Origin of the sequence: Ectorhizobium quercum (assembly GCF_026552795.1) — a bacterium.
Taxonomy (GTDB): Bacteria; Pseudomonadota; Alphaproteobacteria; order Rhizobiales; family Rhizobiaceae; genus Ectorhizobium; species Ectorhizobium quercum.
Genome location: NZ_JANFPI010000003.1, coordinates 153646 through 171024, shown reverse-complemented (window position 1 = coordinate 171024; position 17379 = coordinate 153646). Strand labels below are relative to the sequence as shown.

Genomic DNA, 17379 nt, shown 5'->3' with positions numbered 1-17379 from the left:
AGTGGGTCTTCGGCAGAAAATTGCGAATATGCGGCGTGCGGCGACATTTCGGGTGAATGGCGCGGTGCGGCGTGGGGGCGGTCAGGCCATGACTTCGCGAACCGCCGGGTCTTCCAGCGTCTGATCGAGGGTTTTCAGCGTCCGTTCGACGATCGCGTCGATTTCGCTATCCGTGCAGCAGAGCGGCGGCGCATAGCCGAGCACGCCGTTGCCGAAAGCGCGGATGACGAGGCCGTTTTCCCAGGCGCGGTCGAAGATCCTGCGGGAAGGGGCGGCGGCGGCCGGAAGCGGGGTCTTCCTTTCCTTGTCGGTGACGAGTTCGATGGCGGCCAGCATACCGCGGCCGCGAACGTCGCCGACCAGCGGATGGTCCTTCAGGTCCCGAAGGCCGGCCATGAGGCGGGCGCCGGTGCGGCGGCCGTTTTCCAGAAGACCGCCTTCGTAGAGTTTCAGCACTTCAAGCCCGACGGCTGCGCTGACCGGGTGGGCCGAATAGGTGTAGCCGTGGCCGACGGCCGCTTCGCCCGCGCCATCGGCAATGGTCTCGTAGACGTGATCGGCCATGAACACCGCGCCCATCGGAATGTAGCCGGAGGTCAGGCCCTTGGCCGTGGTCATGAAATCCGGAACGATGTCCTCGTCCGTGCAGGCGAACAGCGGGCCGGTGCGGCCGAAGCCGGTGATGACCTCGTCGGCAACGAAGAGGATGCCGTGGGAGCGGCAGAGTTCGCGCATGGCCTTGACCCAGCCGTCCGGCGGCACCAGCACGCCGCCGGAGCCCTGGATCGGCTCCACGTAGAAGGCGGCGACCCGATTCGGGCCTATGGCCTCGATCTTGTCCTTCAGGGCCTGCAACGAGGCGGCGATGATCGCCGCCGCGTCCTCGCCGGCCGGATTGCGATAGGCGTAGTGGGACGGAATCCTGTGCTGCCAGTCATAGGGAACGCCGAAGCCGGCATGAAAGGCGGGCAGGGCGGTCAGGCCCGCGCCGGCGGTGGTCGAGCCGTGATAGCCTTGCTCGACGGAGATGAACTGGTCGCGTTGCGGCTCACCCTTCGCATGCCAGTAATAGCGGATGAAGCGGATGGTGCTGTCGACCGCATCCGAGCCGCCGAGGGTGAAATAGACGTGGTTGAGATCGCCCGGTGCGCGGTCAGCGAGTTCGGAGGCCAGACGGATGGCCGGCTCGTTGCCGAGATCGAAATAGGCGGTCGCGTAGGGCAGTTCGCGCATCTGGCGGGCCGCGGCCTCGACGATGCTGTCATGGCCGTAACCGGCGTTGACGCACCACAGGCCGGCAAAGCCGTCGATGAGCTGGTGGCCGGTCGTATCGGTCACGGTGGCGCCGGCGGCGGATTTCAGCACGCGGACGCCGAGCTTCTCGTGGCCGCGGAACGAGGATACGGGATGCACCAGGTGGGCGCGGTCCAGTTCGATCAGGGAATTGCTCAACATGGGGTCTCTCCGGAATCAGCCGAGCGCCTGGCTGGTCAAGGCAAAGGTTGTCATCGGCGCGGCGGCGGATGGCGCTCCGCCGCCCCGGCGCATCGGCAGGCCGCCGCCGGCATGGGCAAGGCCGTGTCCGGCAAGCCAGGAGGCGAGCCCGGTCTTGGCGTCGGTGTCGACCCGCAGGAAAGCGCCGGTGCGTTCGGCGAAGATGAAGGAAAGCACGGCCTTGGCCGCTTCGATATCCGTCGCGACCACGGGGCCGGCCACTTCTCCGCGTCCGAAGGCGCGAAGCCCCGCGAAAGCGGCGATGGCGCCGTCTTTCCTCAGCACGGCGAAACGGCCCTGTCGCGCAAGCTCCGCGAACAGGGCGGTGCGATCGGCGCCGAAGGCCTGCCGGTCGAGCGCGGCGAGTTCGGCGGCGATGGTGGCATCCGCCCATTCGACGCCGGCCGGCCTGTCGACCGGCGCGACATGGCCGTGATGCTGAAGCACTTCGCCGGTTGCGACGAAGCCCATCTTTTCATAAAGAGGCCGGCCCTCGTCCGTGGCGACCAGCCGGCATTCCCGCGGGCCGGCGGCTTCGAGAGCGGTGTTCATCAGTGTCCGGCCGAGGCCGTGGCCCCGCATCGACTGGTCGACGATGACCATGTTGATGCAGGCGCAGGCATCCGCAAACAACGTCGCCATCGTCGTTCCGACGACGCGGCCGTTTTCGACGGCGACGAAACCCCGGCTCAGGGACAGGACGAACGCCCAGTCTTCCTTCCGGTGCGGCCAGTCGGCCTGGCGCGACAGGCCGGCGGCGGCATCGAGGTGTTCGGGACGGAATTCCTGGATCTCTATTTGGCCTGCCTGCATGCCGGAGCTCCTCTCTCGTCTGCTGCTTCAGTGATAGACCGGCGGGGAAAGAAGATTGTCCCGACAATGGTGCCGGTTCGATATGTTTCGCCGTTGCTTTCGCCCGCTGCCGCATCTTATGCCGGCTGCGGCCCGCATCGTACCGCAGTCGGCTGCGGCATGCGCAACTCTCTGCCAAACTGGCGGCCGGATACGGAACAATCTGCTTCGCCGGGCGGCAATTGCGGTGAGCCGGCCGGGTAAAGCAGCCTATGATCTGGTGACTGCGGCCACCCTCGATCCCCCAGCAAGGATGACGACGACATGACCATCTTCCGCCCCAAATACATTACCTTCGATTGCTACGGCACGCTGATCCATTTCCAGATGGGCGAGGCCGCGCGCGATCTGTATGGCGAGCGTCTGGACGAGGCGCAGATGCAGAAATTCATCCGGAATTTCTCGGCCTACCGCCTCGACGAGATCCTGGGCGACTGGAAGCCCTATGCCGAGGTCATTCACAATGCGCTGGAGCGGACGTGCAGGCTCAACGGCGTTTCCTTCACGGACGAGGATGCGCGCCTCGTCTACGACCGCGTTCCGACCTGGGGGCCGCATGCCGACGTTCCGGTCGCGCTTGCCAGGGTGGCGAAGGAGATCCCGCTCGTCATCCTGTCCAATGCGATGGATGCGCAGATCGGTTCCAACGTCGAAAAGCTCGGCGCGCCGTTCCATGCGGTCTACACCGCCGAGCAGGCGCAGGCCTACAAGCCGCGCTTCAGGGCCTTCGAATACATGTTCGACATGCTGGGCTGCGGTCCGGAAGACGTCCTGCATTGCTCGTCCTCCTTCCGCTACGACCTGATGTCCGCCCACGATCTGGGTATCAAGAACAAGGTATGGGTCAACCGCGGCCACGAGCCGGCCAATCCCTATTACGGCTATGTCGAGATCGCCGACATTTCCGGCCTGCCCGCCGTCGGCGGCCTCTGAGGAAGGGCGGCGCCATGAAGTTCGTCTCCTATTGGCATGACACGGCGCCCGTCTTTCAGGGCGCTGTCGAGGGTCCTGTCGAAGGGCACTACGACGTGGCCGTCATCGGCGGCGGCTTCACGGGTCTCGGCGCGGCGCGCCAGCTTGCGAAGGCCGGCGCGCGCGTCGTGGTTCTCGAAGGGGAGCGCATCGGCTGGGGGGCTTCCGGCCGCAATGGCGGCCATCTCAACAACGGCCTTGCCCATTCCTATCTCGCCGCGAAGGCGGAGCTGGGCAGGGAGCGGGCGATTGCCGTCTACAAGGCGTTCGACGATTCCATCGACACGCTGGAAGCGCTGATCGCCGAGGAAGGAATCGATTGCGATTTCCGCCGGGCCGGCAAGCTGAAGCTCGCCTCGAAGCCGCAGCATTTCGCAGGGCTGGCGAAGAATTTCGAGGCGGTGCATGCCGAGGTCGACCCCGACACGGCGCTGTTGTCCGCCGCCGACCTCAAGGACGAGATCGGATCGACCTTTTACGGCGCCATGCTTTCGAAGAAGAGCGCCATGATGCACATGGGCCGCTATGCGGCCGGACTGGCGGAGGCCGCCAGCCGCCACGGCGCGACGATCTTCGAAAACGCCGCCGTGACGCGGCATGCGCAAAAGGACGGCCGGCACGAACTGGAGACCGGTCGCGGCCGGGTGACGGCGGACAACGTGCTGGTCGCGACCGGCGCCTACACGCCGTCGAACTTCCATTATTTCCGCCGCCGCATCATCGCCGTCGGCAGCTTCATCATCGCCACGCGGCCTCTGACGGAGGACGAGGTGCGCGCCTCGGTTCCGGGCAACCGCACCTATGTCAATTCGATGAACATCGGCAATTATTTCCGCCTCGCGCCGGACAACCGGCTGATCTTCGGCGGCCGGGCCCGCTTCTCCGCCACTTCGGACCAGAGTTCCGACGCGAAGAGCGGCGCGATCCTGAAGGAAAGCCTGCATTGTATCTTCCCGCAGCTTGCGCATGTGCCGATCGAGTATTGCTGGGGCGGCCTCGTCGACATGACCAAGGATCGCTATCCGCGCGCCGGCTATCACGACGGCGTCTGGTACGCGATGGGCTATTCCGGCCACGGCGCGCAGCTTTCCACCCATCTCGGCATGGCCCTCGCCGACGCCATCCTCGGCGGCGCGGACACCAACCCGCTGAAGGGGCTGGACTGGCCGCCGGTGCCCGGCCATTTCGGCAAGCCCTGGTTCCTGCCCCTCGTCGGGCTCTATTACAGGATGCTCGACAGAATCCGGTAATCGAAGGAGGGGGCTGCGGGACGAAGCGGTTATTCCCTCACCACCAGCGGAACTGCCTTCTGCACGTCCACGAAAACCGGGCAAAAAGGAAGGGCTGCTTTCGCGGCCCTTCAGTCTGCCGGGGAAACGGGAGGGAGGGTCAGGCCAGTCCGCCGATGTGGAAGGTCTTGATCTCCAGATATTCCTCGATGCCGGCCTGCGCGCCCTCGCGGCCGAGGCCGGATTGCTTGATGCCGCCGAAAGGGGCGACCTCCGTGGAGATCGCGCCGGTATTGAGGCCGACCATGCCGAATTCGAGCGCTTCGCCCACGCGCCAGGCGCGTTTCAGGCTTTCCGTATAGAAATAGGCGGCGAGGCCGAAGGGCGTGCCGTTGGCGATGGCAATCGCTTCCTCTTCCGTTTCGAAGCGGAAGAGCGGCGCCACCGGCCCGAAGGTTTCCTCGCTGGCGAGCCGCATGTCGGTCGTCGCCCCCGTCAGCACCACCGGGGCGGTGTATTGCGGGCCTTCCGGCAAGGCGTGCGTGCGGGTGATGATCGTCGCGCCCTTCGCCAGCGCATCCTCGACATGGGCGCGGATCTTGGCAATCGCCGGCTCGTTGATCATCGGGCCGATGGAAACGCCCGCCTCGGTACCCGGCCCGACCTTCATGGCGTTGACTTTCGCCGCCAGCTTCTCGGCAAAGGCGTCGTAGACGCCGGCCTGCACCAGAATGCGGTTGGCGCAGACACAGGTCTGGCCGCCGTTGCGGAACTTCGAGACGAGCCCGCCCTCGACGGCGAGATCGAGGTCGGCATCGTCGAAGACGATGAACGGCGCGTTGCCGCCAAGTTCCAGCGAAAGCCGCTTCACGCTGGCGGCGGCGCCGCGCATCAGCAGCGAGCCGACGCGGGTGGAGCCGGTGAAGGAAATCTTGCGCACGGTCTCGTTGGCCATGATCTCCTCGCCGATCCCGGTCGGCAGGCCGGTGACGATGTTGACGACGCCGGCCGGAATGCCGGCGCGTTCGGCCAGAACGCCGAGCGCCAGCGCCGAATAGGGCGTGAACTCCGATGGCTTGATGACCACGGTGCAGCCGGCGGCGAGCGCCGGCGCCACCTTGCGGGTGATCATGGCGTTCGGGAAATTCCAGGGGGTGACGATGCCGCAGACGCCCACCGGCTCCTTGAGCACGACGATGCGGCGGTCCGGCGTCGGGGAGGGGATCGTGCCGCCGGCGATGCGGCGGGCTTCCTCGGCGAACCATTTGACGAAGGAGGCGCCGTAGCGGATTTCGCCCTTCGCCTCGTCCAGCGGCTTGCCCTGCTCCGTCGTCAGGATCAGGGCGAGATCGTCGACATGCTCGATCATCAGCGCATGCCAGGCTTCGAGCAGCGCCGCACGCTCGGCATGCGTCTTCTTCCGCCACGGGCCGAAGGCGGCATCGGCGGCCTCGATGGCCGCGCGGGTTTCCGCACCGCCCATGTCCGGCACGGTGCCGATCACCGCGCCGCTTGCCGGATCGGTCACGTCGACGGTCCCGCCCGGGGCGGCGGCGGTCCATCTGCCGCCGATCAGCCCCGTCTGCCGGAAGAGGTCCCTGTCCTTCAATGCCTGCATCATACGTCTCCAAAAATCAGTCGAGCGCCGCGAGAACCGTGGCGGTGATGGCGTCCGTCCTGTCCCTGCCCGGCACGGTGCCGATGCCCTGCGCCGTCGCCTTCTCCAGCGCGGTCATCACGCGGCGGGCGGCCTCGGCCTCGCCGAGATGGTCGAGCATCATCGCGCCCGACCAGATGGCGGCGATCGGATTGGCGATGCCGAGATGGGCGATGTCGGGCGCGGAGCCATGCACCGGCTCGAACATCGAGGGCGCGCTGCGGTCGGGGTTGATGTTGGCGGAAGCGGCAAAGCCGAGGCCGCCCTGGATGGCGGCGCCGAGGTCGGTCAGGATATCGCCGAAGAGGTTGGAGGCGACCACCACATCGAGGCTTTCGGGCGCCATGACCATGCGCGCCGCCATCGCGTCGATATGGTAGCTCGAAACCTCCACATCGGGATATTCGGCCGCGAGCGTGTGGGTGATCTCGTCCCAGAACACCATCGAATATTTCTGGGCGTTGGATTTGGTCACGGAGGCGAGCCTGCCGCGGCGCTTGCGGGCCTGCTCGAAGCCGAAGCGCAGGATGCGCTCGACGCCGGTGCGGGTGAAGATCGAGGTTTCGACCGCCACCTCGTCGGCGGTGCCCTGATGCACGCGGCCGCCGGCGCCGGAATATTCGCCTTCGGTGTTCTCGCGAATGCAGACGATATCGAAGCCTTCCGACTTCAGCGGTCCCTGCACGCCGGGCAGCAGCCGGTGCGGACGGATATTGGCATATTGCACGAAGGCCTTGCGGATCGGCAGCAGCAGGCCGTGCAGAGAGACCGAATCGGGCACTTCCGCCGGCCAGCCGACCGCGCCGAGCAGGATGGCGTCGAAGCCGCGCAGCGTCTCGATGCCATCGGCCGGCATCATCGCGCCTGTTTGCTTGTAGAAGGCGCAGGACCAGGGAAATTCGGTGCCTTCCAGCTTGAAGTCACCTTTGGCGGCGGCTTCGAGCACCGCCCAGGCGGCGTCCGTCACGTTGCGGCCGATGCCGTCTCCGGGCATGCGTGCGATGCGGTAGGTCTTCATGAAGAGGTTCCCCGATGATCGTCCGATGAGGACGCTTTGGCTTTTGCGGTTGGCAAGAGAGGCCTCGCGGCCGAAATCCTTGCCGATGCCGGCAGGCTGTCGGGGTCGAAGCTGAGCGTCATGGGCATCCTTCCTGGATAGGCCTGGATTGTAGCCATCGACGGCAAGCAGCATCGACCGACTGCGGTGCGGACGATGGACGAAAATCCCGTTTTGCGGCCGGCCGACAGCGCAATCTTCGGCACCGGCCGCCGATGGTGGGACGCAGGTCTTTCAATAGCCGCGGCTGCGGTCGACGAGGCCGTGCGGCTCCAGGCCGGCTTCGTAGCGCCGGATGTTCTCGATAACGGTGCGCGCCGCCGAGCGGGGCTGGGTGACGCTGGCGACATGCGGTGTCAGGATGATTTTCGGATGCGACCAGAAGGGATGGTCCGCGGGCAGCGGCTCCGGTTCGGTCACGTCGATCACCGCGCCGGAAAGGTGGCCGCTGTCGAGTGCCGCGATCAGGGCGTCATGGTCGAGCTGCCTGCCGCGCCCTGCATGCACCAGTCCGGCGCCCTGCGGCAGCAGGCCAAGGCGGCGGGCATCGAGAAGGCCGGCCGTTTCGTCCGTCAGCGGCAGCAGGCAGACGAGGATGTCGCTTGCCGAAAGCAGCGCCTCGAGCCCGTCCGGTCCGTGATGGCAGGTTACGCCGTCGATCCCGCGCGGTGAACGGCTCCAGCCGGCGAGTGGAAAGCCGAACGGCTGAAGTCGTTCCAGCGAGGCGAGGCCGAGCATGCCGAGGCCCAGAACGCCGACGCGCCGCTCGGCGGCGGGCGCCTGCGGCAGGATTGCCTGCCAGACCGAGCGGTGCTGCTGGTCGATATAGGCCGGCAGGTTGCGGTGCAGGGCCAGAACCCCGAGCGTGACATATTCCTGGATCATCAGGGCAATGTTCTCGTCCACCATGCGCACGACCTTCACATGCGCGGGCACGGCGTCGATGTGGAACTGGTCGACGCCCGCGCCGATCGAGAACAGGACCTCCAGATTGCGGTAGCGGGCGATATCCTGCGGCACGGTCCAGGTGATGAGGTAACGCACCGTGTCCGGGTCGACATCGGCCGGGTCCATGCAAAAGGGCAGCTGCGGCAGTTCGCGGGCGAATGCCTCCTGAAAGATGGCGCCGCGCTTCGCATCGGAATTGAAGAGGAAGGTCATCTGGGGTTTCCTTTTGGGAGCGGTCAGAGGGTGCAGCGTGCGCCGAGCGCCTCGGCCATCGCCTGGCAGGCGGCAAGCTCGCCCGTGCGGATGAATTCGTTCGGCCTGTGGGCCCGGCCGATATCGCCGGGGCCGCAGATGATGGCCTCGATGCCCGCGCCCTGGAACAGTCCGGCTTCGGTGCCGTAGCTGACGGCGGCAAGCGCCGGCATGCCGGTCAGTTCTTCCAGGAGTGCTGCAAGCGGCGCGTCCGCTGGCAGCGAAAGGGCCGGATATTCGCTGAGCGGCGTCCATTCGATGTCCGCGCCTGCGGCGGCAAGGGCCTCGACGGCGGCGCGGACCGACTCCAGCAGCGTTGCCGGCGAGACACCGGAAATCGCCCGCGCCTCGATGTCGGCCGAACAGGTGTCGGGAATGATGTTGATCGCCTGCCCGCCCGTCACCGTGCCGATCTGGAGCGAGGAATAGGGCGGTTCGAACGTCGCATCGAACGGGCCTTGCGTCAGCGCCGTCGCCGTTTCGACCGCCTTCGCCAGCACGCCGGTCATCAGGTGGATCGCATTGACGCCCAGGTCGGGCCGCGAGGAATGGCCTGATCGACCGCGCGCGGTGATCCGCACGGCGGCCTTGCCCTTGTGGGCGCGCACCGCCTGCATGTTGCTCGGTTCGCCGATGATGGCGCCGGCGGGCGGGGCACACAGGTCCGGCAGGCGTGCGATGAGGTGCGGCACGCCGCGGCAGCCGATCTCCTCGTCGTAGGAGAAGGCGATATGCACCGGCCGTTTCAGCGGCATGGCCGCGAGCGCCGGAACGGCGGCCAGCACGGCGGCGAGAAAACCCTTCATGTCGGCGGTGCCGCGCCCGAAGAGCCGGTCGCCGTCCGCCCGCAGCCGGAACGGATCGGATGACCATTCCGGCTCGCCGGCCGGCACGACGTCCATGTGACCGGACAGGATGTAGCCGGCGCCTTCGGCCGGGCCGAGCGTGGCGAAGAGGTTGGCCCGGTCGCCTTCCGGGCCGTGCAGCAGGGAGACTCTTGCGCCGTGACCTTCCAGATAGTCGCCGATCCAGCCGGCGATGGCGCCGTTGGGCGTGCCGGCCACGGAGGGGAAGCCCACCAGTCGTTCAAGGATCTCGATTGCGTTCATGGCTGTCTCCGCGCCTCGGCGCGCCGTCAGGAATCTTCCGGAAGGAGCTTACGACGGCGAAGCGTGTTTGTGTGCCGAAAAGTGGCGCCTTTCGGTAGATTGTTGTGGAGCATCAGCGCTTTCGGGAAACATGTGCCGGCGGGAATCGTTACGGTCTGTTTCCGTGGACTTGGCTGCGATGATCGGCGCAGTCTCACGCAAGGGGGCAGGAAGTGAAGCCGTTTGCGCCGGACCGCCTGAGGGTCGAGAGCTTCGAGTTGCGGACCGTGGATATCGCGGACATGGACCCCGGCCATCTGCATGCCCTGTCGATGACGGTTCGATGGCCCTACCGCGCGGACGAATGGCTTTTCCTGCGCGATTGCGGGCATGGCCGCGCCGCGCTCGATGAAATCGACCGGGTAGTCGCGACGGCCATGCTCTTTCCTTATGGCGATAGGCCCTGCGGCGACGGGCTGGCCACGCTGGGCGCGGTGATCGTCTCGCCGCGATTCCAGCGGCAGGGCGTCGCCCCCTGGCTGATCCGGCAACTCGTCGAAGCGTCGCCGGCGCGGTCTTACCGGCTGAACGCGACGGAGGTCTCGCGGCGGCTGTTCTCCTGTCTCGGTTTCCAGCCGACCGGGCAGCGCGTTTATCGCAACCGGGGAAGGGTGCATTGTCCTGCCGATGCGGCGGTGCTTGTCCGGCCCGCGCGGATCGGGCGCCTCGACGTCAGCAGACTGGCGGCCGTGATCGAGGTCGATCGCAAGGCGTTCGGCGCCTCGCGCGGCCGGCTCCTGCAACGGTTGCTGACGGACAATATCGGCTACGGGCTTTTCGAGGGTGGCCGGCTGAAGGCTTTCGCCATCCGCAGGGCCATCGGGCGGGGACATGCGATCGGTCCGGTCGTCGCGGAAAGCGACGAGGATGCCATTGCGGTCGTCAACCGGCATTTCGCCGATCTGGAAGGCCAGCTCGTCCGTCTCGATACGCCGCAGGAAAGCCCGTCCTTCAACGCGGCGCTCGCGCAGGCCGGGCTGGTGGTCGTCGAAACGCTGGCGGCCATGTCGCTGGGCGCGGTGGCGGATATGCCGGGGCGGTTCCCGCAGGGACAGCCGCGAACCTTCGCGCTGGCGAGCCCGGCCCTCGGCTGACAGGGAAAATGTCAATTGCCGCTACGGCATCGACGACGGTTCGAGGGAATAGCCGACCGCCGGCAGCAGGTCGTTCTCGGCCATGAAGTTCCGGCCGTAAAGCGCGCAGAACAGGGCCACCCCCGCGTCGTGCAGGGGCACGGGAACGCCTTTTTCCCGCGCCAGAACGATCACCTGCATGATGCCGAAGGGAATGTCCTCGGTGACGAAGCGCGTCTCGACCGATGTCGGCCCCGGAGGCCCTTTCCGTTTTTCATGCACTGCTGCCGCCATGCCGGCGAGGGTCATGCCCTCGGGAAAGCCGAAGGTCAGCCTGTAATGCTCCTGGACGGTGCGCACGCGCACGCCGTGCGCTGCGGCGGTGGCGAGACGTTCGGCGTCGAGCGCCTCGATCAGCCGGGCGACCGACGGCGTGATGCCGTCGTAATTGGCCCAGTATTCGCCCTTTTCGATTCGGGTGAAGTTGCACAGCGCGCTCGCCATATGGATCGGCGGATTGAGATTGCTGAGCGCGATGGCGGTGAGGTTTTGCGCCAGGCGAAACCGGTCGCCGAACAGGTGCCGGCAGATTTGCAGCCCCTCGGCGGCGCGGGCGGCAGGCAGGACGGCGATTTCCAGAAGGGTGCGAATGCCGCCGATCGCCACGCTGGCCGGGCCTGTGCGGCGCCCCATCACCACCGTCGTCGCAAGGGCGATCACGGTGGCGTCGATGCCGCGCGCCTTCAGGCCCTGTTCCACATAGAGGGTGCCCATCGACAACTGGGCGCTGATGATGATGGTCTGGCCGGAGCGGAAATGCGGCAGGGCGGCATCGAAGACGAGGCGATGGCCGTTTGCGGGCAGGGCCACGATCACCGTATCGGCGCCTGAAACGGCCTCCCCGGCCGTGCGGGCAAGGGCAGGGCGCAGGCGCGCCTCGAACACGCCCGAAGCGACCAGATCCGTTCCCTCAAGGCCGCGGGTGCCGGCGCCGGAGGGCGACCAGACGATGGTCTCGTGTCCTGCCCGGTCCAGCATCGCCGCCGTCGCCAGCGCGACGCCGCCCGCTCCGAGTATGGCGACCTTCATCCCTTGTTCCTCTTTCGATTGCCGGGCGGCGATGCGCGCGGCGGCGTCAGACGTCGAGCCCGTAGATGTCGCGCGCGGCCTGAAGCGAGATGCGCTCTTCCTTCAGATCGCGCCGGACCATATCCCGGTCGCGTTCCTTCGGATCGCCGTAGCCGCCGCCCGACGCGGCCACCATCGCCAGCGTCTGGCCCGGTCCGACGCGGCCGTTGCGGTTCTTGAGCGGCGCGACGCCCTCGCCGAGCTCCACGGTGGTGGTGCGTCCGCCCTGCGCGCCGAAAAGCCCCCACGGCGGCACGATCGAATTGGTGCCGCCCGCGTTGACGGTCGCCGTATGGTCCAGCACGCGGATCTGCCGGCGCATCGTCATGCCGCCGCGCCATTTGCCGGCGCCGCCGGAATCCTGCACCAGTTCGTAGCGCTCGACCATGACGGGGTGTTCGAATTCGAGCGCCTCGATCGGAATATTGGCGGTGTTGGTCGTGTGGACCTGCACGCCGTCCAGCCCGTCCAGCGTCGCGCGGGCGCCCATGCCGCCGCCGCACATCTCGTTGTAGACATAGAAGCGCCCGGTGCGCGGGTGAATGCCCGAAAAGGTCATCAGGCCGCCGCCGGTGCAGGCGGCGCAGATCCTTTCGGGGATCGCGGCGGACAGCGCGGTGAAGATCATGTCCACCAGACGCTGGCCGATGTCGGTGCGGGTATAGACGGCGGCGGGCGATACGGCGTGGAACACCGAGCCCTCGTCCGCAATCACCCGGATCGGCCGATGAAAGCCGGAATTGGCCGGAATATCCGGGTCCACGAGCGATTTCACGGCAAAATAGACCGTGGCCAGCGTGGCCGTATAGACCATGTTGATGCCGGCGCGAACCTGTTCGGGGTTGTCGCGCAGGTCGACGGTGATTTCGTCGCCGCTGACCTCGATCCTGACCTTGAGGTCGAGAATCCGGTCGTAGGACGGCGTGTCGAAACGGCATTCGTTGAAGTAGACGCCATCGGGAATGGTGCGGATGCCGGCGCGGGTCTTGCGTTCGGCATAGTCCAGTACCTCGGCGCCGGCGGCGCGCACGACCTGCTCGCCATATTTCGCGCACAGGGCCTGATAGCGCTGCACGCCGAGCCGGTTTGCCGCCATCTGGGCGCGGAAGTCGTTGATGCGCTCATGCGGCACCTGGCAGTTCAGCAGGACGAGATCCATGATGTCCTGTTGCAGCACGCCCTTGCGATAGAGCCTGATCGGCGGAATGCGCAGGCCTTCCTGATAGATATGGGCATGGCCGCGGTCCACGAAATCCGAATGGTGCGCAAGGTTCGTGACCCATGCCACCAGCCGGTCCTCGAAGAACACCGGTTCGAGAAAGACGATGTCGTTGAGGTGCGTGCCGCCGCCGGTATGGGCGTCGTTGCCGATGAAGACGTCGCCCGGCTCCACCGTCGAAAGGTCGACGTTTTTCAGGACCCATTCGGCGATCCCCAGCAGCGAGCCGAGATGCACGGGAATGCGCTCGGCCTGGGCCAATGTGCGGCCCTGCGTGTCGAAGATCACCGTCGAGCAGTCCTGCCGTTCCTTGATGTTGGTCGAATAGGCGGCGCGGACGATGGCCTTGCCCATTTCCTCTACGATGGTCATCAGCGCGCTGCCGATCACCTCTGTCGTGACGGGATCGATCCGCACGGCACCGGCATCCTGCCGGGAAAGAGCTTCGTTCATCCTTGGGCCTCGAGCATCAGGTTGAGATAGGCGTCCACGGTCGCGGTCTGGGCCGGCAGGACGAGGGTGGTGGAATCCATCTGCTCGATCACGGCCGGGCCGGCGACGACATGGCCCGGTTGCAGGCGGTCGCGGTCGTAGAGCGGCACCGGCACGAAGTCGCCCGTTTCGGGAAGCCAGACGGTGCGCGTGCCGATGACGGCGTTCGATACGTCGATTGTGGCCGGCGGGTGGGATTTCAGCTCGGCCTTGGGGACGACGCCGACCGCCTCAGCCCGCAGGGTGGTGATCTGGATGGGCTCGCCGTCCGCCACATAGCCGTAGAGCTGGCGGTGGGCGTCCTCGAAGTTCCTGCGCAGCGCGCCGAGGACGTTGCCGGGGGCAACATGCTCCGGCCAGGCGACCGTCAGTTCGTAGCCCTGACCGCCGTAGCGCATGTCGACGGCGCGGTGCAGACGGCGATGGTCGGCGGGGATGCGTTCGGCGGCGAACCAGTCGTCCGCCCTGGCCTCAAGCTGGGCGAAGCCGGCTTCGAGCGTTTGCAGGGAATCCGCGCCGAGGCGCATCATTCTGGTCAGGGCCAGATTGGTGCGCAGATCGGATTGCAGCAGCCCCATCGCGCACATGATGCCGGGATGTTTCGGGATCATCACCCGGGGAATGTCCAGTTCGGCCGCCAGGCGGGCGGCGTGGATCGGGCCGGCGCCGCCGAAGGCCAGCATGACGTAGTCGCGCGGATCGTAGCCGCGCTCGACGGAGATCACCCGGATCGCCTTGGCCATGTTGGCGACCACGACGCGGATGATGCCCTGCGCCGTCTCCATGACGCCGATGCCGAGCTTTGCGGCCAGCCGCTCCATCGCCGCCCGCGAGGCCGAGGCGTCGATCGCCATGCGGCCGTTGAGCAGATGGGTCTGGTTCAGCACGCCGAGAACCACGTTTGCGTCGGTGACGGTGGGCTCGTCGTTGCCCAGCCCGTAGCAGACGGGTCCCGGTGCAGCACCCGCCGACCGCGGGCCGACCTTCAGCAGGCCGTTGTCGACATGGGCGATCGAGCCGCCACCGGCGCCGACCGTGTGGATGTCGAGCATCGGCACCTTGAGCGGATAGCCGTGAACCTCGATATCGTTGGCCATCTGGGGCCGGCCCTGGTCGATCAGCGACACGTCGCTCGACGTGCCGCCCATGTCGAAGGTGACGAGATTGTGGTGCCCGGTCGCCTCGCCGATGGTCAGAGCCGCCATCACGCCGGCGGCGGGACCGGACAGGACGGTCCGCACCGGCTGGGCCTTGGCGGTCTCGCACGAGATCACGCCGCCATTGCTCTGGGTCAGGTGCGGTTCGGCCTGAACGCCGATGGTTTCCAGCCGGGGCGAGAGCCGCTCCAGATAGGCGCGCATGATCGGCCCCAGATAGGCGTTGACGACGGTGGTCGAAAGCCGCTCGTATTCGCGGAACTCGGGGGCGATCTCGTGCGAGACCGAGATGAACACGCCGGGATATTCCTCCTCGACGATGGCGCGGATGCGCGCCTCGTGCCGGGGCTCGATGAAGGAGAACAGCGTGCAGATGGCAATCGCCCCGACACCCTCGGCCCTGAGGCGGCGCACGGCCTCACGCACGTCCTCCTCGTTCAGCGGCGTTTCGACGGTGCCGTCGAACAGGATGCGCTCGCGCACTTCGAGGCGCTTGTCGCGGCTGGCGAGGATTGGCGGCTTCACCGTTTGCAGGTCGTATAGTTCCGGCCGCTTCTGGCGGCGGATTTCGAGCACGTCGCGGAAGCCGGCAGTGGTCAGGAGCCCGGTGTCGGCCCCGCGGCCCGTGATCAGGGCGTTGGTGCCGACCGTGGTGCCGTGGCCGAAATAGCAGACGGAGCCGGACGCGGCGATGCCGCCTCCCAATTCCTTCAGGGCCTGTTCGATGCCCGTCGCGATGCCTTCCGATGGATCGTGCGGCGTGCTCGAAACCTTCCAGACGAAAATGTCGCCGGTCGTCTCGTCGAACACGCAGACATCGGTGAAGGTGCCGCCTGAATCCACGCCGACGCGCAGATGGGCTTGGGACGGCTTGGGCTGTTCTTGAGACAAGGGAGCATCCTCGGGTTGGCCGGACGGGACCTATGGCCTAGCGTTTCGTGCAGATGAAAGCGGTGAGAGGCATCGTTCAATCGAAAATTGGCGCCAAAATTCGGTCATGTCAAGCCGATGATGGTGTGCTAGAGTGCCGGCATAACCAAAGAGGCCCCCATGAAGCAGCACGCCGCATCAGCGCAAACCAGCCTTGCCGACATCATCGAGCGCGATATCTACAGGGGCGCCCTTGCCCCGGGAATGTGGCTCAAGCAGATCGATCTGGAAGACCGCTACGGTTGCACCCGGCTGTCGCTGAGGCATGCGCTGGAGCAGTTGCAGATGCGCAAGATCGTGCAGCATGTGCCGAACCGGGGCTATTACGTGCCTTCGGTCGACGAGGCGGCGGTGCAGGAGATCATGCAGGCCCGCGCCTATGTGGAAACCTCGATCTGCGAGGAACTCGTCGCCAACATTGGGGACGAGTCCCTGGCCAGATTGTCTTATCTGGCAACGCTTTTCGCCGATTCCCTCAAGGCCGGCACGGTGTTTCAGCAGGACGAGGCCAATCATGCGTTCCACCGCGAACTGTTGCGGTCGTGCAGGAACGAGGTGATGGTCGAGATCATCTGGGACCTGCGCTTGCGGGTGCCGATTGCCGTGCAGCGCGCCAACAACACGCCCGCCAGGCTGGAGCGCTCGGCCCGCGAGCATTTCGAGATGGTCGAGGCACTGCGCCTGCGTGATGCCGCGCGCCTTCGCGAGATCACGGCAAGTCACGTGACCTATCCGAGCGAAGGTTCGCGCTGATTTTTTGGGCATTGTTGTGCTTATCCTAAAAATTCGACATTGTGAGGAAAATTTTGTTTGAAATTGGCGCCATATCAGTTTCATATTTAAGTTAGGAAATGTGCTCGGGCATCGGTCAGGCAAGCCGGAATGCTCTGATCGCGGGGCTTGCACCCGGCCTTTTTGAAAGGAAAGCTCGTGCCACAGATCGAACTGAACGGCGCCACATTCGTTTACGACGAAGCCGGGAACGCGGATGCGGAGCCGATCATCGCGCTGCATGGCGGGAGGGGGATCGGTGATCGCCGGGGCGAATTCAACGCCTGGCAGGCGCTTTCCGACCGTTTTCGCCTGATCGCCTACGACCAGCGCGGTTGCGGCGAAACCAGCCTGACGCCGCCTTATACGTTCGAGCAGATGGCGGATGACGTCGAGGCCTTCCGCCAGGCCCTGTGCGGCGGCCGCAAGGTGACGGTTCTCGGCGGTTCCTTCGGCGGCATGATCGCGCTGACCTATGCGGTGAAATATCCGCAGGGGCTTTCGCGGCTGATCCTGCGCGGCACCGCGCCCAGCCATCACAACGAGGACGATGCGTTCGAGACCTTCCGGGCGCGGCTGCACAAGGCGCCGAACGCCTCGGAGGCGATGCTGCGCAAGCTGTTTTCGGATACGGTCGTCGACGATACGGAGTTGCGGCTGATCTGGTTCGCCCTGCAACCTCTCTATTTCGAGCATTTCGATGCCGACGCGGCGCTCGAGCGCACCCGCACCATGCACCTGCATGCCGAGACCCATAACGCGCTGTTCAAGGAGCGCAGCTACGACCTGCGCGACCGGCTGCCGGAAATCCAGGCGCCGACGCTGGTGATCGTCGGCGCCGAGGACTGGATCTGCACCCCCAATCATTCCCGGCTGATCGCCGAGCGCGTGCCGAACGCGGAACTGCTGGAAGTGCAGGGCGCCAACCATGCCGTCCACGTCGAGAAGAATGCCACCGTCGTCGCGGCAGTCCGCGATTTCCTCGCCCGCACGGCTTGAG

The 17379-nt window shown here is 66.3% G+C and carries 14 protein-coding genes; 5 read left to right on the top strand and 9 right to left on the bottom strand.

Going from position 1 to position 17379, the window contains the following annotated elements:
• Positions 1-81: 81 nt before the first annotated feature.
• Both NOF55_RS09390 and NOF55_RS09385 read right to left on the bottom strand, forming a co-directional pair.
• Entirely contained in the window at positions 82-1455 is a 1374-nt protein-coding gene (locus NOF55_RS09390; protein ID WP_306411110.1) for an aspartate aminotransferase family protein, read from the bottom strand.
• Positions 1456-1470: 15 nt separating this feature from the next.
• The gene (locus tag NOF55_RS09385; protein ID WP_306411109.1) at positions 1471-2307 is read right to left on the bottom strand and encodes a GNAT family N-acetyltransferase; all 837 of its coding nucleotides are present in this window, start codon (positions 2305-2307) and stop codon (positions 1471-1473) included.
• A gap of 303 nt (positions 2308-2610) precedes the next feature.
• Between NOF55_RS09385 and NOF55_RS09380 the strand changes: the two genes are divergently transcribed.
• Positions 2611-3279, top strand: coding sequence for a haloacid dehalogenase type II (locus tag NOF55_RS09380; protein WP_306411108.1), 669 nt, complete (start codon positions 2611-2613; stop codon positions 3277-3279).
• A 14-nt stretch (positions 3280-3293) separates the two neighbouring features.
• Entirely contained in the window at positions 3294-4568 is a 1275-nt protein-coding gene (locus tag NOF55_RS09375; protein ID WP_306411107.1) for an NAD(P)/FAD-dependent oxidoreductase, read from the top strand.
• A 139-nt stretch (positions 4569-4707) separates the two neighbouring features.
• Here the strand turns inward: NOF55_RS09375 and NOF55_RS09370 are convergent, their stop codons facing one another.
• The 4 genes from NOF55_RS09370 to argE all read right to left on the bottom strand — a co-directional run bounded on the left by NOF55_RS09370 (position 4708) and on the right by argE (position 9570).
• Positions 4708-6165 (bottom strand): NAD-dependent succinate-semialdehyde dehydrogenase, encoded by a 1458-nt coding sequence (locus NOF55_RS09370; protein WP_306411106.1) that lies wholly within the window; start codon positions 6163-6165, stop codon positions 4708-4710.
• Between the two features lie 16 nt (positions 6166-6181).
• The gene (locus NOF55_RS09365; protein ID WP_306411105.1) at positions 6182-7222 is read right to left on the bottom strand and encodes a tartrate dehydrogenase; all 1041 of its coding nucleotides are present in this window, start codon (positions 7220-7222) and stop codon (positions 6182-6184) included.
• Between the two features lie 273 nt (positions 7223-7495).
• A complete protein-coding gene (locus NOF55_RS09360; protein WP_306411104.1) occupies positions 7496-8422 on the bottom strand; it encodes a 2-hydroxyacid dehydrogenase in 927 nt (308 codons plus the stop codon).
• A gap of 23 nt (positions 8423-8445) precedes the next feature.
• Positions 8446-9570 carry an acetylornithine deacetylase gene (gene argE, locus NOF55_RS09355; RefSeq protein ID WP_306411103.1) on the bottom strand — a complete coding sequence of 375 codons (1125 nt, stop codon included), beginning with the start codon at positions 9568-9570 and terminating at the stop codon, positions 8446-8448.
• Positions 9571-9851: 281 nt separating this feature from the next.
• On the opposite strand from argE, the gene NOF55_RS09350 reads away from it, so the two are divergent.
• Positions 9852-10703, top strand: coding sequence for a GNAT family N-acetyltransferase (locus tag NOF55_RS09350; RefSeq protein WP_306411675.1), 852 nt, complete (start codon positions 9852-9854; stop codon positions 10701-10703).
• 21 nt (positions 10704-10724) lie between these two features.
• Here NOF55_RS09350 and NOF55_RS09345 read toward each other — a convergent pair whose 3' ends face one another.
• The 3 genes from NOF55_RS09345 to NOF55_RS09335 are packed head-to-tail and all read right to left on the bottom strand — an operon-like array spanning position 10725 to position 15569.
• On the bottom strand, positions 10725-11771 hold the full coding sequence (locus tag NOF55_RS09345) for an NAD/NADP octopine/nopaline dehydrogenase family protein (protein WP_306411102.1): 1047 nt from the start codon (positions 11769-11771) through the stop codon (positions 10725-10727).
• Positions 11772-11817: 46 nt separating this feature from the next.
• Positions 11818-13482, bottom strand: coding sequence for a hydantoinase B/oxoprolinase family protein (locus NOF55_RS09340; RefSeq protein WP_306411101.1), 1665 nt, complete (start codon positions 13480-13482; stop codon positions 11818-11820).
• Positions 13479-15569 (bottom strand): hydantoinase/oxoprolinase family protein, encoded by a 2091-nt coding sequence (locus NOF55_RS09335; RefSeq protein WP_306411100.1) that lies wholly within the window; start codon positions 15567-15569, stop codon positions 13479-13481. The genes NOF55_RS09340 and NOF55_RS09335 overlap by 4 nt, the downstream gene beginning before the upstream one ends.
• Before the next feature lie 159 nt (positions 15570-15728).
• On the opposite strand from NOF55_RS09335, the gene NOF55_RS09330 reads away from it, so the two are divergent.
• Positions 15729-16361 carry a GntR family transcriptional regulator gene (locus NOF55_RS09330; protein WP_306411099.1) on the top strand — a complete coding sequence of 211 codons (633 nt, stop codon included), beginning with the start codon at positions 15729-15731 and terminating at the stop codon, positions 16359-16361.
• A 177-nt stretch (positions 16362-16538) separates the two neighbouring features.
• On the top strand, positions 16539-17378 hold the full coding sequence (locus NOF55_RS09325) for an alpha/beta fold hydrolase (protein ID WP_306411098.1): 840 nt from the start codon (positions 16539-16541) through the stop codon (positions 17376-17378).
• The last annotated feature ends 1 nt before the right edge of the window (position 17379 follow it).